Source organism: Sphingomonas sp. PL20 (genome assembly GCF_017875905.1).
GTDB lineage: Bacteria > Pseudomonadota > Alphaproteobacteria > Sphingomonadales > Sphingomonadaceae > Sphingomonas > Sphingomonas echinoides.
The window spans coordinates 3,160,050-3,178,119 of record NZ_JAGINH010000002.1 but is presented as its reverse complement, the minus strand read 5'-3'; the positions used below and the strand labels follow the sequence as shown (position 1 = coordinate 3,178,119).

The 18,070-nt window shown below is 59.9% G+C and carries 11 protein-coding genes and 1 tRNA gene; 4 read left to right on the top strand and 8 right to left on the bottom strand.

Annotated elements, in window-relative coordinates; all coding sequences use genetic code 11:
• Window positions 1-36 precede the first annotated feature (36 nt).
• The 3 genes from H4W01_RS14850 to mgtA form a co-directional block, all read right to left on the bottom strand.
• Window positions 37-735, bottom strand: a complete 699-nt coding sequence (locus H4W01_RS14850; RefSeq protein WP_006022573.1) for an MgtC/SapB family protein — start codon at window positions 733-735, stop codon at window positions 37-39.
• Window positions 736-822: 87 nt separating this feature from the next.
• Window positions 823-2,982: a carbohydrate porin gene (locus H4W01_RS14845; protein WP_006022572.1), complete on the bottom strand. Its 2,160-nt coding sequence runs from the start codon at window positions 2,980-2,982 to the stop codon at window positions 823-825.
• Window positions 2,983-3,543: 561 nt separating this feature from the next.
• A complete protein-coding gene (gene mgtA / locus H4W01_RS14840; protein WP_006022571.1) occupies window positions 3,544-6,258 on the bottom strand; it encodes a magnesium-translocating P-type ATPase in 2,715 nt (904 codons plus the stop codon).
• Window positions 6,259-7,239: 981 nt separating this feature from the next.
• Between mgtA and H4W01_RS14835 the strand changes: the two genes are divergently transcribed.
• Window positions 7,240-7,704: a hypothetical protein gene (locus tag H4W01_RS14835; RefSeq protein ID WP_156186937.1), complete on the top strand. Its 465-nt coding sequence runs from the start codon at window positions 7,240-7,242 to the stop codon at window positions 7,702-7,704.
• Window positions 7,705-7,849: 145 nt separating this feature from the next.
• Window positions 7,850-8,095 carry a PilZ domain-containing protein gene (locus H4W01_RS22985; RefSeq protein WP_080655009.1) on the top strand — a complete coding sequence of 82 codons (246 nt, stop codon included), beginning with the start codon at window positions 7,850-7,852 and terminating at the stop codon, window positions 8,093-8,095.
• A 548-nt stretch (window positions 8,096-8,643) separates the two neighbouring features.
• Here the strand turns inward: H4W01_RS22985 and H4W01_RS14825 are convergent.
• The 3 genes from H4W01_RS14825 to H4W01_RS14815 all read right to left on the bottom strand — a co-directional run bounded on the left by H4W01_RS14825 (window position 8,644) and on the right by H4W01_RS14815 (window position 14,439).
• Window positions 8,644-9,339 (bottom strand): VIT1/CCC1 transporter family protein, encoded by a 696-nt coding sequence (locus H4W01_RS14825; RefSeq protein ID WP_006022566.1) that lies wholly within the window; start codon window positions 9,337-9,339, stop codon window positions 8,644-8,646.
• Between the two features lie 598 nt (window positions 9,340-9,937).
• Window positions 9,938-13,168, bottom strand: coding sequence for an efflux RND transporter permease subunit (locus H4W01_RS14820; RefSeq protein WP_006022564.1), 3,231 nt, complete (start codon window positions 13,166-13,168; stop codon window positions 9,938-9,940).
• Window positions 13,165-14,439: a TolC family protein gene (locus H4W01_RS14815; protein WP_006022563.1), complete on the bottom strand. Its 1,275-nt coding sequence runs from the start codon at window positions 14,437-14,439 to the stop codon at window positions 13,165-13,167. Before H4W01_RS14815 ends, H4W01_RS14820 begins: the two co-directional genes overlap by 4 nt.
• 119 nt (window positions 14,440-14,558) lie before the next feature.
• Here H4W01_RS14815 and H4W01_RS14810 point away from each other — a divergent pair, with 119 nt between their 5' ends.
• Both H4W01_RS14810 and H4W01_RS14805 read left to right on the top strand, forming a co-directional pair.
• Window positions 14,559-15,212, top strand: coding sequence for a response regulator transcription factor (locus tag H4W01_RS14810; protein WP_024343199.1), 654 nt, complete (start codon window positions 14,559-14,561; stop codon window positions 15,210-15,212).
• A complete protein-coding gene (locus tag H4W01_RS14805; protein WP_006022561.1) occupies window positions 15,212-16,558 on the top strand; it encodes a sensor histidine kinase in 1,347 nt (448 codons plus the stop codon). Before H4W01_RS14810 ends, H4W01_RS14805 begins: the two co-directional genes overlap by 1 nt.
• A 31-nt stretch (window positions 16,559-16,589) precedes the next feature.
• Here H4W01_RS14805 and H4W01_RS14800 read toward each other — a convergent pair whose 3' ends face one another.
• Both H4W01_RS14800 and H4W01_RS14795 read right to left on the bottom strand, forming a co-directional pair.
• The gene (locus tag H4W01_RS14800) at window positions 16,590-17,036 is read right to left on the bottom strand and encodes a tetratricopeptide repeat protein (protein ID WP_209612057.1); all 447 of its coding nucleotides are present in this window, start codon (window positions 17,034-17,036) and stop codon (window positions 16,590-16,592) included.
• 712 nt (window positions 17,037-17,748) lie between these two features.
• Window positions 17,749-17,825 (bottom strand) — tRNA-Arg (locus H4W01_RS14795).
• Window positions 17,826-18,070: the final 245 nt, after the last annotated feature.

Here is an 18,070-nt window from a genome sequence, read left to right as displayed (position 1 = left end):
ACTCCGCCGTGTACCTAGATAACTATTGCTTCTCGGTCACTCGCCTGGCTCGAACCGCCACCGAGCAGATGTTACCAGCGGCTCCAGACTGAGACGACCGATAATCTGTTCCAAAAGGCGATCCTGCCGAGTGTCGGCTCGCACTGTCGCGCTCACCTGGACTCGGTTTGTGTCCTCGATATTCGTGCTTTCGAGGTCGCGGATGTGCAGCGCACCGGCGAGATCGCGAAGAAGAAGCGCCCGAACATGCGCCTCAGCCTCTCCATGGCAGATGATGCTGATCGCATATGCGCTGTCCAACGGGCTTGCGGCGAATGACTGGCGCTCAACGAGGCGCACGAGCGGGCGCAGAACTGCGTTGACGGCGATGACGAACGTCGTCGCAATCAATGCATGAAAGAAAAATCCGGCCCCACACAGCGCGCCGATCGCGGCGGAGCACCACAGCGTCGCGGCGGTGTTGAGCCCGCGCACATTCAACCCTTCCTTGAAGATGATGCCGGCGCCCATAAAGCCGATGCCGGAAACAATCTGGGCCGCAACGCGCGTCGGGCTCGCCTCGCCGGGGAACAGCCCGGCAAAGAGGACGAAGATGGCCGCGCCGAGCGCGACGAGGGTATTGGTTCGCAGCCCGGCCAGGCGCTGGCGCCATTGCCGTTCGAAGCCGATCAAGCCGCCAAGAAGGAATGCGCCCCCGAGCGTGAGTGCGGTGTGGCCAAGGCTTTGCCAATCCATCTGAATGTGTTCCCATCTCGTTGCGTCGGTCGCGCCCTCCCGAGGCGCAAGCCCGCGCTATTGCTGGAATTGCCACTCCACTCGCTGTCAGAATTCGGCGTGGGCGCGAAGCGACAGAATCGAGGCTGGTCCGCGGTCGGCGTTGTAGGCGGGGTTTGCAACAAACTGATAGTCGAAGGTGACGGTGCTCCAGCCGTTGACCCGCAAGGCGTAATACGCCTCGACGATCGACTCGTGGCCGTAGCGCAGTCTCCCATCACCGATCAGCAACCCCGTGCCTCCGGCGGCGAGGAAGTTACGATGTGCACTCGAGAGGCCGTTGACCGCAGCACCGACTCCGATCGTGTCCGCAGGCCGTCCCCATGCAGAACCCTTTAGGGAGAAACCACCGGAAATGCTGCGGTCGATGTCCGTGAAGGAGAGGATTTCGGTGCGGCCGTCGTTCCAGCTTGCACGGGCGAAAAGCCCGAGGTCAGCTGTCAAAGCCTGTTCGATATTTCCATAAAAGCCATACTTATTCTGATTGCGGCGCAGGGCCGTCATCGCATCGTTGATATCTGTTTGAGGGCTCGCTTGCGCGAGGTTGATAGCGTCGCGATACGCGCCGGTGTAACCACGGTTGATGAAAGCGCCGATCCGAACCTTACCCGGCTGCCCGAACAGGCTGTGCCGTTCCTCGAACTCGACGGCGCCACCGCCGCCCCCATTGAAGACCAAAACATCACTGTTCGGTTCCCTGGGCACTTGGAAGGCCCCGGCTCGCACAGCCCAATCCTTACGATTCAGCTCGATGACCGCACCGCGCGTCATGCCGGGAAGGTCGGCGGGGAAGTCATAGGCCCCCGACGACCAGATTGCCCAATTCATGAAATCCGCGCGCGGATCCTTGGCATAGGCATTCGCGTCGAAGAAATCGCCAACCGCGAAACGACCAACCGTGACAGTGACGCGATCGATATCGCGTCGCCCCGCCAGTTGCAGGGGGCCGTCTGCGACATCCTCCTGCTCGCCACCAAGACCGAATGTCTGCTGAAGATAGTAGCGCTGTGGCCGAAATTTCGGAAATTCAGCGCCGCCTTTTTGCGCTTCTCCATTTGGAAAGCCTGCGAGTCCGAGCGTCCCGTTCAGCCCGAAGCCTTGGGCTAGCTCGGGATTGAAATAGAACGCACCACCGTCCCAAAGCCTCACGCCAAGAAATGCGTCCGCGGTCCACGTCTCACGAACTTGCCCACCACCGGGCAGGCTGGCGCTGGAAGCGTAGGGGGAACGAATCGCGGGATAGCCTTGGGCGATGAATGTGGTCTGGCCATGAATATTCCAGTCCGGCGACATTTCGACAGTTGCCGGTGGTCTTGGGAGTGTCGAGGCCACATCGCCCAGTCGGTAGTTCAGGCCAAGCGTGAACCTCTGGGTTCGGGGGCGGACGGACACATCGCGCAGTCCGGCACCATCGAGTCGATAGGTCGAGGAAGCCAGATCGAGGTAGTCGTACTGGACGCGTGCCGTCCATGGTCCGCCCAAGGCCATTTCGACACCTGCGCCTGCCGTCCACCCAGCGTGCCAGCGCCCCAGTTTTGACAAAACGCTGCCGTCATCGCCATTGATGTCGACGTTCGTTCGTGTCCAAGCGAGGCCTCCCGTTGCATAGGGGAGGAATGGGCCAAAAGCATAGCCGATCCTGCCACGCACCGTCCCCACGACATCCAGGGATGTGTTGAAGGGAGCCGGTATCCGTCGCGTCTCATCGGGCGGGCTCACAAAAGTGACATCGGCTTCCGCGCCGAGCACCCAACGATCGCTGGCCTGAAAGTTGTAGCCTCCCTGAAAGCCGCCGATCATTCCTGTCACCGTAGGCGGCAGGCCAACGGACTGATTCAAGACGGGGTTCGTTCCCGGGCCAAGGCTGCCAGCCCCGAAACCGGTGTGTCCGCCAAAATAGACGCCCGACCAGTCGGGCCCGCCCGATTCCACCTTATTGTCACGCGAGGCCCCCGGTGCCTTCGTTGGCATCGCCAGGATGGGTTGCGGTCCACTAGTGTTGAGCCGTGCCGCATCCGGATGGCCGGGAGTCGTTTGAAGTTCTTGCGCGTGCGCTTTGGTTACCTGAAGAACCGCTACAAGACCGAGCGCCAGCAAGTAGAAAGCGATCACCATCAGTCGGCAAAAAAGAACCCGACGACGCCTGAAAACCTTCAGTCCGGTGGTGATAGTGAAATTGGGAAGTCCGTGGGTCGTAAAATAAGTCATGGGCTACTCCTGGCGTCGGGTTGCGAGAGCGCCCGGCGCCAATAGCCGCGAGCTGCCCTCCTAGTTTTCTCGTGAATTCAAGCGGCGCGAGTTGTTGGTCGCGCCGCGACTAGATGGGTCGTCCATTTGAAGCTCCTTGCTGATCGAAGTCCGGTTCAGGTCCGGGCCTCGTGCTTTGGTTCCATGCAAGCGATCGTTTTGCGCTTGTGTGGCTCACCAGCGGCAACGCCGCATTCGCGATATCGCCGCTCTGTTCAACCGTGCGCCGCAACGCAGCAGGAATCTGAGCTTGAAACCGTCCAGCAGACGGCGACGAGCAAGGTGAACGGCCGCATGCGTCACGAACATCGCCAAAACCGCCAAAGCCCAACACAAACGTCTGTCCAACCGATTCCGAAGCGACGACCTGGCATCGCCCGGCTCGCGATTGTGGGGCGGACGCGGCGCTTGTCGCCTCGGCGGTGGCGGCCCTTGTCGCGGGCAGTCTCCAGCCTGCGGCGGCGCAAATCTCAGGATCAACGGTGATGTGGACATGATCAGGACCTCTCATGCGCTTGGCCGTCAGAACCATTGTCCGAACCGGCGGATGTAGACGGTCTTCATCAGTTGAGCGACGAGGCAGTAGCAGAGCAGCGTTCCGGCCAGCCACGGGAAGTAGGCGATAGGCAGGGGCTGCAATCCGATGGCTGCTCCCAGCGGAGAGAACGGCAAATAGATCCCCAGTACGCAGATGACGCTCGACATCAGCAAGACCGGCAAAGCCGCTGTGCTGTTGACGAAGGGAATCTTCTGGGTACGCAGCATATGGACCACGAGCGTTTGAGAAAGCAGGCCCTCGATGAACCAGCCCGACTGAAAGAGCGATTGATGCTCCGGGCTATTGGCGGCAAAGACGAACCACATCAGAGCGAACGTCGTGATGTCGAAGATCGAGGACGTCGGCCCGATCCAGATCATGAAACGACCGATATTCTTGGCATCCCACTTCCGCGGTTTGCTGAGAAACTCCTTGTCCATGTGATCCCAAGGCAGCGCCAATTGGGAAATGTCGTACATCAGGTTTTGCACGAGCAAATGGATCGACAGCATCGGCAGGAACGGAATGAATGCGCTCGCCACCAGCACTGAAAACACGTTTCCGAAGTTCGAGCTGGCGGTCATGTTGAGGTATTTCATGATGTTGCCGAAGGTTTCGCGCCCCTTCAGCACACCCTCCTCAAGAACCATCAGGCTCTTCTCGAGCAGGATGATATCGGCCGACTCCTTCGCAATATCGGCGCCGCTATCGACGGAAATGCCGACATCGGCATCGCGCAGCGCCGGGGCGTCATTGATGCCGTCACCGAGAAATCCGACGGTATGACCGTTAGCCTGAAGCGCCTGCAATACACGCGACTTCTGGAGCGGAGTGAGCTTCGCGAAGATCGTCCGCTCCTCGACCAAAACGCGAAGCGCGGTGTCGTCCAATTTTTCTATGTCGCGCCCGAGTACGGCTTGGCCCGGTTCAAGTCCTACTTCACGGCAGATCTTGGCACTCACGACCGCATTGTCGCCCGTAAGAACCTTGACCTTGACGCCATGCTCCGCGAGCGCAGCGATTGCTGGTCCAGCCGTCTCCTTTGGCGGGTCGAGAAAAGTAAGGAACCCCTGAATCGTGAGATCGGCTTCGTCCGCGATGGCATAATGCGTCTTGGCCTCGGACGCCACAAACCCTCGGGTGGCGACGACCAGCACACGGAATCCGTCCTCGTTGTACGCCCGAGCCATCGCAGCCAGATTCTTGCGCTCAACGTCACCAAGGCGGATCAGATCTTTGCCTCTTCTGACGTGCGTAGAGATCGACAGCATCTCCTCAACCGCGCCCTTGCAGATGAGCAAGTGATCTCCGTCCTCGCCCTCGACGACCACTGAGAGTCGGCGGCGCACAAAGTCGAACGGAAGTTCATCGACTTTTCGGTAGCTCGCGGCCGTGTTCGTGATGGCTGGCTCCGCCCCGGCGAATCGCACGACGGCCTGATCCATCAGGTTCTTCACGCCGCTCTGGTGGTAGCTGTTCAACCAGCCCAACCGGAGAACGTCAGCGTTGGGTTGCCCGGTAACGTCGACGTGGTGCTCCAGAATGATCTTGTCCTGAGTCAGCGTGCCGGTCTTGTCCGTGCAGAGAACATCCATCGCGCCGAAGTTCTGAATGGCGTTGAGTCGCTTCACGACGACTTTGCGCCGCGCCATCGCTACGGCGCCCTTCGCGAGGTTCGAGGAAACGATCATCGGCAGCATTTCGGGGGTAAGTCCGACGGCGACGGCAAGGCCGAACAACAGCGCTTCCACCCAGTCGCCTTTGGTCAGGCCGTTGATGACAAAGACGACAGGAACCATGACGAGCATGAAGCGGATGAGCAGCCAGCTCACACTGTTGATGCCGCGATCGAACGCCGTTTGAGCGCGCGATCCGACGATCGCCTTGGCTAACGATCCGAAATAGGTGCGAGCACCCGTGGCAACGACAAGCGCGGTCGCCGTGCCGCTCACGACGTTGGTGCCCATGAAGCAGACGTTGGGCATGTCGAGCGCGTTCATTTCGCTGGACGCTACGCTCGCCGCGGACTTCTCGGCGACAGACCCGAGCGTGTCATACTTCTCAACAGGGATGGCCTCACCGGTGAGCACTGCCTGGCTCACAAACAGATCGCGGGATTCGATCAGCCTCACGTCTGCCGGGATCATATCCCCTGCTGAAAGACGCACGATGTCGCCGGCGACGATCTCTCGCATCGGGATTTCGAATGCTTCGGGATTTGACGTTGCCGATCCTCGACGAAGAACCGTCGCCGTCGTGCGGACCATCGCCTTCAGAGCTTCGGCCGCAGCGCTCGATCGGTACTCCTGAACGAAGCGCATCAAGGCGCTGGCAAGCACCATCACGATGATGATGGTGACTTTTGTCGGATCCGCATCCTCGCCATGTTGAAGCCGAAGCCAGATGTCCGTTACAGCGCTGATCCCAGCCAGGATCAGCAGCACTGCAATGAACGGATTCTTGAAAGCGCCAAAAAACTGAACAACCGCTGGCAGGCGTCGCTCTTGCGCAACCTCATTGGGGCCGTCTTTTGCCAGCCGTTCGATCGCATCTCGGGCAATCAGGCCGTTGCGGTCGCCTTTGACGTTTTCGAAGGTGTCATCCAACCCATTCTGGGCTTCACGGACCGCCTTCATCGACAGCTTGCGTTCGTCTTTTCCGCGCGGCTTGAGAGCCGCCTTGAGGATGGGGGCATTCATTGGATGAATCTCCTGCCGCAAGCGCCGAGACCATGCGCCTCTCGGCACGGTCTTCGGCGCTTGGGGTCTTGGTCGGCTGAGGGGATAATGAAACCGATGCATCTTCACGACGCTCGGCATTCGGACCGCGCTTGAGCAGCGCAGCCGCTCTTCACCAGGGAGGGTCCGCACCTTCGCGCGACCGTGCGATTCTGCGCGAGTACGGATTGCCGCCCCGGCGGGGGTGAAGCCCGTCCAGGCCGGCGGACACCAGAACCATCGCCGTGCTGGCCTTATGCAGCGTGAGGGAATGCATCACACGCCTCACGCCGCAAAGCGACCATGCTGGTAAACTGCAAGAAGGAGTCCGGCGCGCTCGATCAATCGGCGCAACCCGCCGCCCGTGTCTGGTTCGGCGTCAAGCATCCAGATGCATTCGAGCCGACCGGTCTCGCCATTGACACGCCACGCCGCGACCAGTCGAGTCCGGTTCGTGCGGGGAGACTTCGTGAAAGGACGGTCACGCTCGCATCGCGGGTCGGCGAATGCGGGATTGCGTTTCGGCGAGGCGATCCGCGAAACGCGGAGCGAAGCCGGCAGAGTAAAAAATTGGAGAGTCATGTCTCACCTCCGTGACGAGCCGCTCGGCCGTCACAGGCGAGACTGATGATTCAGACTCGCGAGAACGACCTGAGCGGCACGCTTGCTCGACTACTGTCGCTTGGCATTGCTCGTTGATCCTCATGCGTCGGCAGCGGGTTGGAGCCGCTAGATGACATTGGCTGGATATCACCGTCATTCCTTGAGTGACAGTGTCTTGCGGGGTTGATCCGATATACAAAACAATATCCGGGATATACCATCGTATATTGTAAGGTCTTCGGCGATAACTACCTGCGCAATATCAAGCCGCTTAGACTCACCGGACACGGGCGCGTCGACTTCACTAGCGATGTGATCGCTCTGATTTATTTCGATCCGAGGTCTAGTGTGGGTATCGATATGGTTCTTGTCGAGCGCATCGTCGCGCGAAGCCCTCGTCTTCGGCGATTGCTTTATTCGTTGTCCTTAACCTTTCTGAAAGCGGCGTTTCGGTTTCGCCGCACGGGCTTGGATGCCTTTGCCCGACCGACATTGCGTTTATCGCAGTGTCTCTTTCGTACTGCCTCTTCGCGGATACGACGTCGTTATGCAGCCGAGCCGAAAATGACGTCGGACTCGCGCTTTGTGCTCCGTCGCCTTTCTCTCAAACTTTTGATCGTGCTGATCTTTGCCGGTGCTCAAAGCCCGCTGCCCTGGGGATTCGGGAAAGCGCTTACGATGATGCTGTTTATGAGCGCGGCTATCAGCTGTGCCTTGGCCCTCATGAACCACCAACGATTCAGATTGGGAGTCTTGAGCTACTGGGACGAATCTTTGGCCTTTGTCCTGCTCGGCCAAACCGCGCGGATGGTGTTTCTACGTTGAAGTATTGCGAGTGCGCTATGCCGGGGGCTCTCGTCTTCAAAATACTCGCCAATAACCTGCCACGCGATACGGGAATCGCGAAGGTGGCCGTCGAGGCGAGACGCGGGGCAGCGACAACCGCCTGCGGCGTCGTTTGGTATTGGTTATGACGGAGCGTCGCACCACTCGCCGTCGCCGCACGCTGTTGACGGGGAAGATCATTCTCAATCAGCGATCGTCCGTGATAAGTTGCGTCGTCCGAAACTTGTCGGACACAGGCGCCTGCCTCGAAGTTCCTGCTGCCCTGAACATTCCGGATGCCTTCGAGCTGAAAATAGAACCTGGCGGCGCTTGCTCACAGTGTCGAATAGTCTGGCGGAGCGCTACGCGCATCGGCGTGGCGTTCGATTGACACAAAGCTAGAACGCGCCTTCACTTTCAAGGGCGAGTGTAAAGGCGCTGGCCCGAGATACTGGCCGCGCGCACGGCGCTGCAGGCGTGACGGCTGATATGGCCGGACGGCAGGCTACAGAAATAACAAGGACAATGTGTGGGGGAAAGAGCCAATCTCACAAGGAGAATGGCGCGCCGTACTGGATAAAAGTGCGAACGCATATGTGATTGAATCTGCGATTAATTTATTTTGGGGCATCGTGATCCTCTCATCTTTCAGCGTTCGCCGGCTGCCGCCAATAGCCCCACCCAAACGGGTGCGCCGAACCGAACGCGGAGCTGATATCGGACCAAGTACAAGGTATCCGGTATTTTGCTTCTCCCGGGTCTATGAGGAAATGACTAGCTCTTTCCAAATCTGGGCCGCGTACGCAGTGGCTCTCTCCTAGTCCTGAAGTCCGCGGCATGTGTGATTGGGTACCGCTGGAATACATCGCAGAAAATCCCATTCTGCAGCGATGCAAATATCGAGTGCAAAATCGATTAAAAAATAGAGAGCTCCGCGAACTAGACGGCTCGACCGATGAGGGCACCAATGGTCGCAGTTGAGGCCATGGCGACTGCTCCCCAAAACACGACCCGAAGAGTGGGTTTCCATATGCTGGCGCCGCCAGCGCGAGCGCCGATCGCTCCGAGAACGCCAAGTCCGATGAGGCAGGCAATGGAGACGGTCCAGGTGGCGGTCCAGGCCGGCGACAGGAGAGCGACGGCCAGCGGCAAAGTCGCGCCAGATGCGAAGGTGACCGCCGAAGTGAAAGCCGCTTGAACTGGCTTCGCCATCACATGACTGGTCAGTCCGAGTTCATCCCGCGCATGGGCCCCGAAGGCGTCCTTTGCCATCATCTGCTCGGCGACCTGTCGCGCCAGTTCGGGCGTTACACCACGCTGCTCGTAGATCGCGGCGAGTTCGGCCAGCTCCGCTTCAGGTTGCGTGGCAAGTTCGCGGCGCTCACGCGCCATGTCGGCTTCTTCCGTATCGGCCTGGGAACTGACCGACACATATTCGCCTGCAGCCATCGACATTGCTCCGGCGACGAGCCCCGCTACGCCAGCAACCAGAATTTCGTGGGAAGCGGCGGTCGCGGCGGCAACACCGACGATCAGACTCGATGTTGAAATCAGCCCGTCATTGGCGCCTAGCACCGCTGCGCGAAGCCAACCTATTCGTTCGATCAGATGGTTCTCTTTATGAAGGGCTCGCATGGAACATGGTCCTGAATTACATTTCTAAGGCTTTGTAACGCGGCGCTGAGCACATAGGAAAAGGCGCCTTGCCTTCGAGATCGATCTGGAAACTTGGCCGGTCAGGCTGATCAATGATGCTATCTTCCGATGAAACGCCTACCGTTCCATCGCCACATACGCTGTAGTCCAAAGCCGCATTCAACTTCAATCGCCGGAGTGTTGTCCAGGCCTCTCAACGTGACTTCATTTGCCCTGACACTCATCACCAGATGATATCGTCCGTGGTGCGACATGTAGACCTGATGGAGGCATTTTCCGCTGCTACAAAACGTAAGGCGGTCGCCACATCTGAGTTCATGAAGATGAAGAGCGATGAGACGAACGTTCCCAACGTCAATGAAGCGGCTGAAGCCACGCGTTGTTGTCAATTCATCGCCACATACCTTCCTGTATTTTTGAAGGCCTGCCCGCACTTCCGCCGGCAGGTTTTGCACGTAGAAAGGACTGGGTTGATTGTCATGGACAGGAGAACTTGCGAGCGAGAGGGCCGGCGAGACAAAGAAAAGTGACGTCATAGCGGCTAAGATTGCCACGTCACGGAGCCGATTCGATCTTTTCATGCTGAAACCTCCACTTCCAACGGCTGTTTCTCTCGTTCGACGACGGCTGCGGAGCGGCGCTCCATCCATCGGTAGATCGCCGGCAACAGCAGCAGCGTCAGAACGGTGGACGACAGGACGCCGCCGATGACGACAGTGGCGAGCGGTCGTTGCACCTCCGCTCCCGCGCCCTGTGAAATCGCCATCGGTACGAAGCCGATTCCCGCGACCATGGCGGTCGACAATACCGGACGGAGCCGATCCGTGGCGGCTTGCCGGACTGCCTCGATAACAGGCAGCTTCCGCCGCAACGCATTGATATGATCGATCAGAACGAGACCATTCAGCATCGCGATGCCGGAGACCGCGATAAAGCCGATCGCGGCGGTGATCGAGAATGGCATGTCACGTAGCCAGAGTGCCAGCACGCCACCGGTGATCGCAAACGGAATACCGGTATAGACGACGGCGGCATGACGGACGCTCCCCAACGCCGAATAAACGAGCAAGAAGATCATCAGCAGCGCCGCCGGCACGACGATCATCAGACGGGCTCGGGCCGCTTCTAGCTGACGGAACTGGCCTCCGAACTCGATGCGATAGGATTCAGGCAGCGCAAGCTTGCCGTCGAGGCGTGCACGCGCTGCGGTCACATAACCTTCGATGTCGCTGGTGTTGAGATTGACCATCAAGGCGGCGCGGCGCTTACCATTGTCGTGCAGGATCGGTTCGACCGTTCTCATCTCGCGCAGACTTGCAACGCGGTCCAGCGGCACAAGGCCGGACGCGCCGACGCGCAATGGAAGGGAGAGGATCGATTTTGTGTCCGCGCGTAAGGACTCGGGCATACGAACGACGATCGCGTGTCGATGCTCTCCGTCCGCGATGAAGCCGACCTCGTCCCCACCGATCGCTGACGCAATGGCACGGTTGACCTCGGCGGTTCCCAGCCCCAACCGCACCATCGCGTCGTGATTGATCTCGACCACCACACTGTGGGTGCGGCTGGCCGCTTCGAATGCGGCATTGGCGGTGCCGGGCACGCCTTGCAATTCCTCTCGCGCCTGCGCGGCGAGCCGCTCAAGCACGTCGTAGTCGTCTCCGAATATCTTGACCGACAGATCCGCCCGCGTGCCCTCCAACATTTCGTTGAAGCGCATCTCGATAGGCTGCGCGAAAAGGAATGACTGCTCCGGCGCCAGCGCAGTGGCAGCCTTTTCGATCGCCGCAACCAGCTCGCTCTTGTTGCGCGGCATGTCCGGACCTTGCGGCCATTGGTCGAGCGGCTTGTAGAAGATGTAGAGGTCGTTCTCATTCGGCGGCATCGGGTCGGTCGCAACCGCGCTGGTGCCGATGCGGGAGAAGGTTCGGGTCACTTGCGGAAAGCGACGCAAAATTTCACGCTCGGTTTGCTGCTCGATCTCAAGGCTACGGTCGAGCGACATCCCCACGGGCTTGTAGACCATCGCCGTGATGGAGCCCTCATCGAGGCGTGGCGTAAACTGCGAGCCAAGGGTCAGGAATATCCTCAATGCCACGGCCAACAGGACTGCCGATGGAACGAGAAGGGCAGCGGGATGACGGAGGGCGAAGTCCAGGACGGGACGGTAGCCCCGGATCACGAGGCCGGCGAAGCCACCGTTATGCGTGATGTGGTTGTCGGCGGTTATCTCCGGGAGAGAATCTTCCTTTTCACTGACGCTCGGCTGACGCACCTTCTCGCCTCGTAGCAGCCGGGCGCACAGCGCCGGCACTAGCGTAAAGGTAACGATCAGCGCCGCTGCCAGCGCCAGCATCACGGCTTGCGCCATCGGCTGAAACAGCTTCCCCTCGACGCCGCCCAGGCTGAGTACCGGCACATAAACCAGCGCGATGATGGCCATGCCGAAGAACACGGGCCGCGCCACGCCCCCCGCAGCGTTGATGACGATGCGACGGCGTTCATCGGCCGTCAGCTCGCGCCCCTTGAGGCGCTGTGCCTCGCCCATCAGACGCAATGTGTTTTCCACGACGACGATCGCGCCATCTACGACCAGGCCGAAGTCGAGCGCGCCGAGGCTCATCAGATTGCCCGATATACCGAGCGCATGCATGCCCGAGATCATCATGAGAAAGGCCAGCGGGATGACCGACGCGACGATAAATGCCGCGCGCCAGTTGCCGACCACGATCAGCAATACGACGGCGACCAGCAACGCTCCCTCGCCAAGGTTGCGCTCGACCGTCGCGATGGTGCGATCCACCAATTCTGAACGATCGTACTGAACCTGAAGGATCATGCCTTTGGGCAGCGCGGCGCGCAGGTTCGGCAATTGCGCATCGACGCGCCGGGCAACGTCCCGGCTGTTCTGCCCGACCAGCATCATCACTGTGCCGAGCACGGTTTCCTTGCCGTTGGTGGTCGCGGCGCCATCGCGTGGAGCATGGCCGATGGTCACGGTCGCCAGATCCGCTACAGTCAGCGGCCGCACGCCACCTGCGAATTTCACGGGTAATGCGCGGATCATCTCCGCCGTCGTGACACGCGCTTCGGTTCGGACGGTGAAGCGTTGGCCGTTCTTGGTGATGGTCCCGCCGCCGGCATTGGCGACGTTGGCGCCAACAGCCTGGGCAAGCTCGCTCGGCGTGATGCCCGCTGTCGTGAGCTTCTTCAGATCAGGCTCGATGACAAACTGACGTTCGAGGCCGCCGTTGGAATTGACGTCGGCGACCCCCTCGATCGCGCGCAGCATCGGGCGCACGATATATTCCTGAGCCTCGAACAACTCCATCAGTTGTTGCCGCTCGTCCAAATCGGACGGCGGTTGCGCCCATTCGAGTGTGTAGTACCAGATTTCGCCAAGCCCGGTGGTGATCGGAGCGAGGCGCGGCGATGATCCGGCTGGCAGCATGTCGCGCACTGCGGAAAGCCGCTCGTTGACGAATTGGCGTGCGCGAAGCTGGTCCGTGCCGTCCTGATAGATGAGCGTGACCTGTGACAGTCCGGTCTTGGTGAGCGATCGCATTTCCCGCAGGCCCGGCTGACCACCCATGCTGCGCTCGATGGGCAGCGTCACAAGACGCTCGATTTCCTCTGGCGCCAGGGCAGGAACAGTCGTGTTGATCTGCACCTGCACGCCTGTGATGTCGGGAATGACATCGATTTGCAGATTCACGAAAGACCAGATTCCAAGACCAGCGATCAGCAAAGCGATGATCATCACCGTGGCTGGTCGACCGGTTGTCCATTCCAGAATCCGCCGCGTCATCGGGACACGCCGTCGAAGCTGCGGCCGCCATTGAGCGCCCGAAGTTGAAGCATCGCTTCCATAGCCTCACGTCGCGTGTCGAGCAGAGCCGACAGCGCGTCCAGATACTGGCGCTGCATCTCGACGTAAGTTGCGATCGGGATCGCTCCCTGGCGATAACTATCGGCGGCGGCGGTAGCTGCGGCCGCAAATTTCTCGGTGGCCCCGGCTGGCCAGCCCGCAAGGGCTCGACGCTTCGCCTCGTAGTAGGCTGCCTGTTCGTAAACCTGCCTCGCGATCCGTCGGTTGGCGGCGAGCAGGGCCGCATCGCCCTGGGATTGACGGCTCAACTCCTGTGCGAGGCCAGCAGCCTGGCTATTCCAAAGCGGCAACGTCGTCGTCAGCCGTATGCCGAAATTGGTCTCGCGGCTGTCTGACTTCGCGCGATTGAAGTAGGGACCGACTGAGACGTTCGGCACACGCGCTGCTTGTGCGAGGTCAACGCGCAACCCTTGCTGCTGCAATTGCGCGCGCAGCGACTGAATCTCGAAATTGTTGATGCCAGCTTGTTGCGCCATGCGCTCGACCGACGGAAGGCCGGGCAGCGTGATATCGGGCGGAGCAATGCGGAGCCGCGCTTTGAGCGGCGCGCCGCGAAGTTGATTCAGTTCGTAGACGATCGTGCTGGTCTCGGAATCAGCCATCGCGGCATTTCGCTCCGCCGTGATGGCACCCGCATCCAGAATGGCCGTGTCCAGCGTGGTGGCGATGCCCGCCGGATCCCGCTGCTCCACAACGCGTGCAAGCTCGCGCATCCGCGCGGCAACGTCGCGTGCCGCGGCGGCTTTCCGCTCGGCCGCGAACAAGGCATATCCCAAAGAGCGTGCCCGGCTTGCGAGCGTTGCGTCGAATTGCGCAAGACCGAGCCGCGCCAGCGCGATCTGATGCTCGGCGATGGCGCGACGGAGCGCCCCGCGTCCGGCAAAGTCGAGCGGCTGCATAATCGACAAGCCATATGTCGGCCCGGCGCCTTTCGGTGCACCTGTCAGGCCGTCGGCCATCCGGCGTTCGCCTAACTCGAATGCAGCTTCAGGGTCCGGCAGGCGATCAGCCGCGTCGCGCTCAACACCTGCAAGCCCGATCTGCTGGAAATAAAAGCGTCGTTCGGGGTTACTTGCCACGACGGAATTGGCAAGTGCATCAATCGACAGCACGGCGGCCTGCTGAGCGAAGGCTGGGGTCACCAAGATAATTGTTGATATGCGAACGATTATCAGGAGCAATTTTAACATTGGCACGAGTCTCAACACTGACTTCTAGACGCCTGATTGCCACGCTAGTCTGAACACAAGCTGTCAGCGTAAATGCAGGTTGATCCAGTATCGGACTGCAGCAATCAGGAGACATGACCATTCGCATTCTTCTTGTCGAAGACGATCAGGACATTGGCGCCCGCCTGAAGGAAGGGTTGGCCAGCTTTGGCTTTGTCGTTGAGCATGTGGAAGATGGTGAGCACGCCCTTTCCTTCGCGCTGCAAGAAGAATTCGACGCGATCGTTCTCGATCTCGGTTTACCCGGCCTGTCAGGCATCGAGGTCTTACGGAGGTTGCGACGTACCGGGGCCGCCACACCGGTCCTGATCCTGACGGCGCGCAGCAGCTGGACTGAGAAGGTGGAAGGTCTCAATGCAGGGGCTGATGACTATGTGGCGAAGCCGTTTCACGTCGACGAAGTCGCAGCTCGCCTGCGCGCGCTGATGCGGCGCGTCGCGGGCCAAGCCACCTCCGAATTGCGCCACGGAGATATCGTGCTTGACCCCGTTGCCGGCACCGCCAATGTTGCGGGCCAGCCGATCGAATTGACGGCACAGGAATTTCGCCTGCTCCACCTCTTCCTGCATCGCGTCGGCCGCGTCGTGACGCAAGCCGAGTTGCTCGACCATCTCTACGGCCTGAATGAGGAACGCAGCTCGAATACGATCGAGGTCTATGTCGGTCGGCTGCGACGCAAAATCGGCCGCGATACCATCAGGACCCTGCGCGGTCTGGGCTACAGGTTCGGCTGATGGTCAGAAGTCTGCGCGCCCGGCTGCTGGTTGGCGTTATTCTCACGACCGTGACAGGTATCGCTGTCGCTGGCGTTTCGATTTCCGCGCTGTTCCGGGCGCACGTCACGGAGCTTGTCAATGCCGAGCTGATCGGTCATCTCGACGAGCTCGAAGGTCTGTTGGCCCGCACGGCCGACGGACATGTCGCTCTGGCACAAAGGCTCAGTGATCCGCGCTTCGCGCAGCCCGGGACTGGCTATTACTGGCAGGTGAGCGATCGCAACGGCATCGTCCTACAATCAGCCTCCCTCGAACCGCAACGGCGTTTTCCGCCACCCGCGCGGGGGGCGGATCGGCAGCTTACTCGCTCAGTCGAAGCTGGCCCGGCTGGTGAGCCGATGATCGCATATGAGCGACCGTGGCAGACCGCTGAAAACGGTTACGTGCTTCAAATTGGCGCCGACCAGCGGATCGTCGATGATGTACTGAGACATTTTAATCAGGCGCTGGCCCTGTCACTCGGCACACTGGCAATAGCCCTAATTGGGGCCGGCACGTTGCAGGCCTGGTTTGGTCTGCGTCCCATGCGCCGTCTGCGCGACGCGCTGGGCGACATTCGCGCGGGCAAAGCAGAAACCCTGCCTGGTGACTTCCCGTCCGAAGTTCGGCCGCTGGTCGATGATCTCAACGCTCTGATCGACGCCAATACCCAGATGGTTCGCCGCGCCCGCACGCAGGCGGGCAATCTCGCGCATGGCCTGAAGACACCATTGGCCGTGCTGACGGACGAAGCGCGCCGGCTGCTCGCGAGAGGTGATACCGAGGGCGCCGCGGTCCTGACTCAGCAAACAGGGCGGATGCAGCGCCAGATTGATTTCCAGCTTGCCCGAGCCCGTGCCGCAGCCAACGCCGGCCTGCCTGGCGTCATCACGCAGGTCGAACCTGCCTTCGCATCAATAGCCGCGGCGATGCGGCGGCTCTATGCTCATCGTGAGCTGACGATCGTCCATACAGCCGAGACGGAATTGCTTGCCGCCGTCGATCCCAACGACCTTGACGAGATGGTCGCCAACCTGGTCGATAATGCCTGCAAGTGGGCTCGTGGTGTTGTCTCGATCAAGGCTACGCGCGATACCCCGACGGGGCAGCTCCTTATTACGATCGTTGATGACGGGCCAGGCATCCCGGCTGATGCACTAAACCGCGCGTTCGCCCCAGGCGAGCGGCTCGACGAGGCCAAACCGGGAAGCGGGCTCGGACTCGCAATCGTCCGCGATCTCGCCACACTGCACGGCGGCTCTGTCGAACTATCCAATGGCAGAAATGGAGGCCTTCACGCGGAGTTGCGGCTCCCATCAGCCTGACAAGTTCAACGGCGTCTAGGTTGGGCGAGTTTCATCGTGGCCGCGTCGTCCGCGCACCATTCGACCTGAGCGATTCGGCGCGCTCGAAATCAGCATCCGCGCCGCTCTGATCTCCAGCGTTCGCTTTCATCGTTCCGCGTTCGAACAAGAAGGTCGGATTCTTCGGATCAGCCTTGATGACCAGATCATAATCCGCGATGGCACGATCAAAGAGTCCTTTACGCCCGAGTGCCTTCCCGCGATTATAATAGGCACCGAGGTAGTCAGTCCTCAGTTGTACGGCGCGATCGAAATCAGAAATCGCGCGATCAAGCTCTCCCTTGCTCATTAAAGCAACGCCTCGGTTGTTGAGCGCGACATAGTAGTCGGGGGACAAACGAAGTGCTCGATCGTAATCCTCCATGGCACGGTCGATATCTCCACTCGACCGCAGCGCGACACCGCGATTGTTATAAGCCGCCGCCAACTGGGTGATCATCCGCTCGCCTGCCTGGATAACCGCTGTGCATCCCCGGATCGAGCGATCGGGTACGATTTCGGCCGCATGCACGCACGAGTCCCAATCCTCGTCGCTCAAAGCTGATGTGGGCGACGAGTTAATTGCAAAGTACGCAATAAATATCGTTGTGCTCAATAACGTAAGAGCACAACGCTTCCAGCGGGTGGTTCGCGCTAGGATCGATGCAGTTCGTGTTCTCGTATACAGCGGCGTAATGCAAATGAGCAAAGAGTAGCCTCAAGTACGTGCATTATATTATTCCCAGTTTGTTCTCTAACAATCCTGTCTGAATTTTCCCTGACAATCGACGTTTGAGACATCCGATCTGGTCGCTTCCCGAACGAGAGTACACCCGTCGAGTGCTATAGAGATTACCAAGCGAGCGCCGTGCGTGCCATCCGACAGGGACAGATCCAAGACTCCCGGACTAAGCCTCAGTCTGGTAGCATGAAGACATCAGCGGTGTTTGATGTACTAGCAGCGGCAATCGACGGGACGGGATGGATCCGGACTCGGTCACGGGAGGGCAACGAGGAGCCGCTATCCGGAAGAAATCGTCCTGCAAGAATTGAACATCGCGCTCTGCGGCGCTGCCAACTTGAATGACCTCTAAAATATCTGGAGGTCAATACGGCGAATTGCTCTGCAACGGCGCTCCGCAAATATGCAAGATATCAACCTAATATTAAGTTGGCGCGCCCGACACGATTCGAACGTGTGGCCTCCACCTTCGGAGGGTGGCGCTCTATCCAGCTGAGCTACGGGCGCATCGATATTCAGATAGTGTCCGAGATCGACCACGGTCAATCGCGAATTCTAGAATCGACATGGCTCAAACGACGCGGGCTAAAGCCTCGCCGATCATCGCCATTCGTACTCCACAACCTCCTTTCGGTTTGCTTCCGTGGTGCTTCCGCGACCTCGAATGCGATTTTCGTGCTTCCTTCGAGTTTCGCCAATCGCTTGGTTTCACTCGTTTTTTACGACACCCTCGACCATCAGAAAGAGCTTGC

What these genes read in the sequence shown, in the direction of transcription:
- H4W01_RS22985 (WP_080655009.1), top strand. Translation starts at nt 7,850, where the DNA reads ATGACGGAGCGTCGCACCACTCGCCGTCGCCGCACGCTGTTGACGGGG.
- H4W01_RS14845 (WP_006022572.1), bottom strand. Translation starts at nt 2,982, where the DNA reads ATGACTTATTTTACGACCCACGGACTTCCCAATTTCACTATCACCACC.
- H4W01_RS14820 (WP_006022564.1), bottom strand. Translation starts at nt 13,168, where the DNA reads ATGACGCGGCGGATTCTGGAATGGACAACCGGTCGACCAGCCACGGTG.
- H4W01_RS14800 (WP_209612057.1), bottom strand. Translation starts at nt 17,036, where the DNA reads ATGATCACCCAGTTGGCGGCGGCTTATAACAATCGCGGTGTCGCGCTG.
- H4W01_RS14835 (WP_156186937.1), top strand. Translation starts at nt 7,240, where the DNA reads ATGGTTCTTGTCGAGCGCATCGTCGCGCGAAGCCCTCGTCTTCGGCGA.
- H4W01_RS14825 (WP_006022566.1), bottom strand. Translation starts at nt 9,339, where the DNA reads ATGCGAGCCCTTCATAAAGAGAACCATCTGATCGAACGAATAGGTTGG.
- H4W01_RS14805 (WP_006022561.1), top strand. Translation starts at nt 15,212, where the DNA reads ATGGTCAGAAGTCTGCGCGCCCGGCTGCTGGTTGGCGTTATTCTCACG.
- H4W01_RS14815 (WP_006022563.1), bottom strand. Translation starts at nt 14,439, where the DNA reads ATGTTAAAATTGCTCCTGATAATCGTTCGCATATCAACAATTATCTTG.
- H4W01_RS14850 (WP_006022573.1), bottom strand. Translation starts at nt 735, where the DNA reads ATGGATTGGCAAAGCCTTGGCCACACCGCACTCACGCTCGGGGGCGCA.
- mgtA (WP_006022571.1), bottom strand. Translation starts at nt 6,258, where the DNA reads ATGAATGCCCCCATCCTCAAGGCGGCTCTCAAGCCGCGCGGAAAAGAC.